The following is a 3,217-nucleotide window of genomic DNA, read 5'->3' as shown; positions in this document are numbered from 1 at the left end:
TCTGAAATGGAAAAACAGCACTTTTTCTCGGTCAATGATTAGGATAAGTTATAATTTAAAAAATTAATCAACAACTAAAGCTTATGCTTGTAGCTAAGTGAAATCATTGATTAAGAGACCTGTACTTTTCAATGACTTTTTGCCGCAAACCCTATGTAGCTTGGCTGCAAGACCAAGCAGCAAAACTGCGATCGCCTGATCGCAATACTTTAGATTGGCAAACTTTAGCCGAGGAATTAGAGGAAATGGTGGATGAACGCAAATACAAAGCAGAAAGCTTTCTTTTCTTATTCAACTCCTCAGTCACCTGCTACTTTACGCCTACTGGAAGCATCCTTACTACCTACCCCAATGGACAGACGAGATAGATAATTTCAGATTGGAATCGAGCCTGCTATTTCGCTCTCAGGTAATCTACAATCATGCCTTAGAACGGGTTTGGTTATTGTTATCAAAAAGCACTGGGAAAAGCGAGCCGCAAAAGTGGATTAACTTTACCAGTTGACTGTCCTTGGACAATTGAGAAAATTCTTGATGAGGATTCGTTACCTGGTTAAAAACTCGAGCTTGCAATCCAACTTACATCCATACAACAATAGGGTGGGCAATACCCACCTTACTTCAGTTGCTCAACAACTAATAGCTGGTATTCCAAAATCTGGTTGAAAAAGAAATTGATACCAATTTTCAATAGTCGTGATTAACATCTGAAAGTGCAATTCCGCTCTCAGAGAGGAATTGCACTTTGGAATAATCAACTAAGTCTGTCATCACTTTTGAAAAATGATATGAGTCAGCGGTTTAATCACTATCGGTGCAGCAGTAGGAGCCACATTAGGGAACGCACTCTACAGCGATTAAAATGCGTAGATTTCATGATGAGCTAGGCGGATTTGATGGTTTCAAATACTTCTGATTATCTAAGCAATCAATTACAGATAGTCCTAGCTCATACATAGCTTCCAAAGCCGCATTTTCATACTTGTTATACTCAGTCAGATCATGAATTATTTCTTTCTGCCCATGAGCTATATTATTTCTCCTGCTTACTAATGTCTTAAGTAAAAGCTCATGTTGATCCACCATTGAGCATGATAAACCAGCATCTGTAGAGTTCTTTTTAAGCAGCATAGGCTTTAAATTGCTATCTGCTTCTAAGCGAATATTGAATTCAATATTCTCATTAATTAAAGCTGGCAATTCGTTGAAAAAAAAGCTCCAAACTCCATCTGCTGACAAATCACCTCCAAGTTCTTTAAAGCGCTTCCTTAGCGATAGCTTTATAACCTCCTCACGGCATTGATTGCGTTTAATATTTTGCCTTTGAATTGTATCGAGGTATAAATCCCATGCAAATCTACAAAAACCTTCATAGTGAGCATATAGCAAAGTAGTAATAGCTCTCAAGAGAGCTTCATACCTTACAGGATGCTTAACCCTATCAGTCGTTAATATTTGAATTTTAATTGCAGCCAGTTCTCCTTCTCTCCAGTTGAGATCAGCCTCGATCTCATTCGCCCAGTTGCTCATTAAAATTACTCCAGAAGCTGAGTTGATTTAAACCTTCTTGAATACATCCAATTCTATTAGAAAGCTTAGTTCTGGAGTTAGCTCCAGGTCCAATATTATCCTTAAAGCTGTTTGACTGAACAATTTTGATTATTTCATCCCTAACAGAAGAATTATCCAGATTCTCTAATCTTTCTAGTATCCTAAACACGCCAATTGTAACAGCTTCAAAATAAGCTGGAGCTAAAGCACCAATTGGTGATTGATCGCGATATCGAACAAAAGCACCACTGCCGAGAATTTGGCTCAAGTAATCAAATAATCTATTAAAGTCTTGTGTTTCAGTAGAATAATCAAATTGTATTTCTCCAAATAATATATTTTCCATGTATGTGTCTAACCAATCTCTCACACTCCCCCGGAAGAGATCTTGAGCATTTTTTGCGGCAAAAAATCTTAAGACAAGCTCTTCGTCTCCCTTTTGTTCTTTTTCTGATTGAGACAATGTATCTATGCAAGTCTTAAAGTTTGAATAGGAGGATCTTTCTTGGAGAAATGTATAAAACTTTATACCTGGCTCACCAAGCATCCTAGAAGAACAGTTACGAATTTCCTGTGGAGCTAGAATTGAGCCACCAGTATTTAACCTTTTGAACATTTCATAACGCAGAAAAGACTTACTTTGCCTTTTAATAATTACTGTCCTTACAGAGGATCTTTTAATCCTAAGCTTGAGTCTCAATGATAAATCTTCAAAAGTCAGATTATTAAGTTCTGAAATCTGATCACAACCTTCTAACTTTAGAGATTTCAGCTTTTCTCCATCTATATCAGTGAAATTCAGTACATTGGCATCAATGAATTGAATCACAGAGCTAAGGCGTTGTAAGCCATCAATTAACTCCAAAACCCCATCTGAGTTCTCAATAGTAAATATCTGTGGTATTGGCAACTCAAGAAGTATGGATTCTATTAAACGAGACTTTTGTTGATTAGACCATCGGAATAACCTTTGATATTCCGGTTGAATAATGAGTTCATTTTGAGAATATAAACTGATGATTTCTCCAAAGCTGAGATCGATAGATTCAGTACGAACCTCACCAATTTTGGCATCTATCCGTTCATCTATTGATTCCATCATCATATTGCTCCTAGACTTCTAAACCCTATGGCAAGCAAAACTTGTACCTTAAACATTCTAATCGTAATCTGCCAGTTGAATATTACATTCAAGGAAAAAGTATGAACAGGGAACGAGCCGCATAACTATTAATCATACCGCTCCCTGCGGTCGAGTAACCTCCCCCATCCTAATATCCCACTTCCATCGGTCTAACACCGCCTCAATAAAACCTAATACCGCACTGTGCGGTTTAATCACCTCAATTTGGACATAATTACCGCAGAGGGTAGTCTAGCACCCCACCCCAGTGGGTTCTAGCACATTTAAGGTAAAGGCGAAATTAAAAATTGTTGCCATCCTACAGCCAAAAGTCTAGAATGATCATTAATTTTTGTGAATGGTCGGGTCTTCTAACCGAAGGCATTGACGAAAAGCACATTGTATCTGTCCTAGAGGCACTATGAAAAAGCTTAAGCAATACTGGACTGCTGAAGCACTGGAAAAAGACTTAGGCGATCCTCTCAATCCCGATAACCCTCTATCCTACAAGCGGGTGATCGAAATTGATGAGAGCGAAGAATT

3 protein-coding genes and 1 pseudogene are annotated in these 3,217 nt (G+C 38.0%); 2 read left to right on the top strand and 2 right to left on the bottom strand.

What is annotated here, in order from left to right:
* The first annotated feature begins 131 nt into the window (after nucleotides 1-131).
* A complete protein-coding gene (locus IM507_RS06845) occupies nucleotides 132-368 on the top strand; it encodes a DUF29 family protein (RefSeq protein ID WP_002737413.1) in 237 nt (78 codons plus the stop codon).
* A gap of 81 nt (nucleotides 369-449) precedes the next feature.
* Nucleotides 450-557 (top strand): annotated as a pseudogene (locus tag IM507_RS06840) (DUF29 family protein); the annotation flags it as partial.
* 316 nt (nucleotides 558-873) lie between these two features.
* Here the strand turns inward: IM507_RS06840 and IM507_RS06835 are convergent.
* The gene (locus tag IM507_RS06835; protein WP_002755499.1) at nucleotides 874-1,530 is read right to left on the bottom strand and encodes an MAE_28990/MAE_18760 family HEPN-like nuclease; all 657 of its coding nucleotides are present in this window, start codon (nucleotides 1,528-1,530) and stop codon (nucleotides 874-876) included.
* Nucleotides 1,511-2,656, bottom strand: coding sequence for a DUF262 domain-containing protein (locus tag IM507_RS06830; RefSeq protein ID WP_069473985.1), 1,146 nt, complete (start codon nucleotides 2,654-2,656; stop codon nucleotides 1,511-1,513). Before IM507_RS06830 ends, IM507_RS06835 begins: the two co-directional genes overlap by 20 nt.
* Between the last annotated feature and the right edge of the window lie 561 nt (nucleotides 2,657-3,217).

Source organism: Microcystis sp. M20BS1, assembly GCF_020245305.1.
Lineage (GTDB): Bacteria > Cyanobacteriota > Cyanobacteriia > Cyanobacteriales > Microcystaceae > Microcystis > Microcystis ichthyoblabe_A.
Note: the sequence above shows the minus strand (reverse complement) of the source record. Positions and strands in the feature narration are given on the sequence as shown.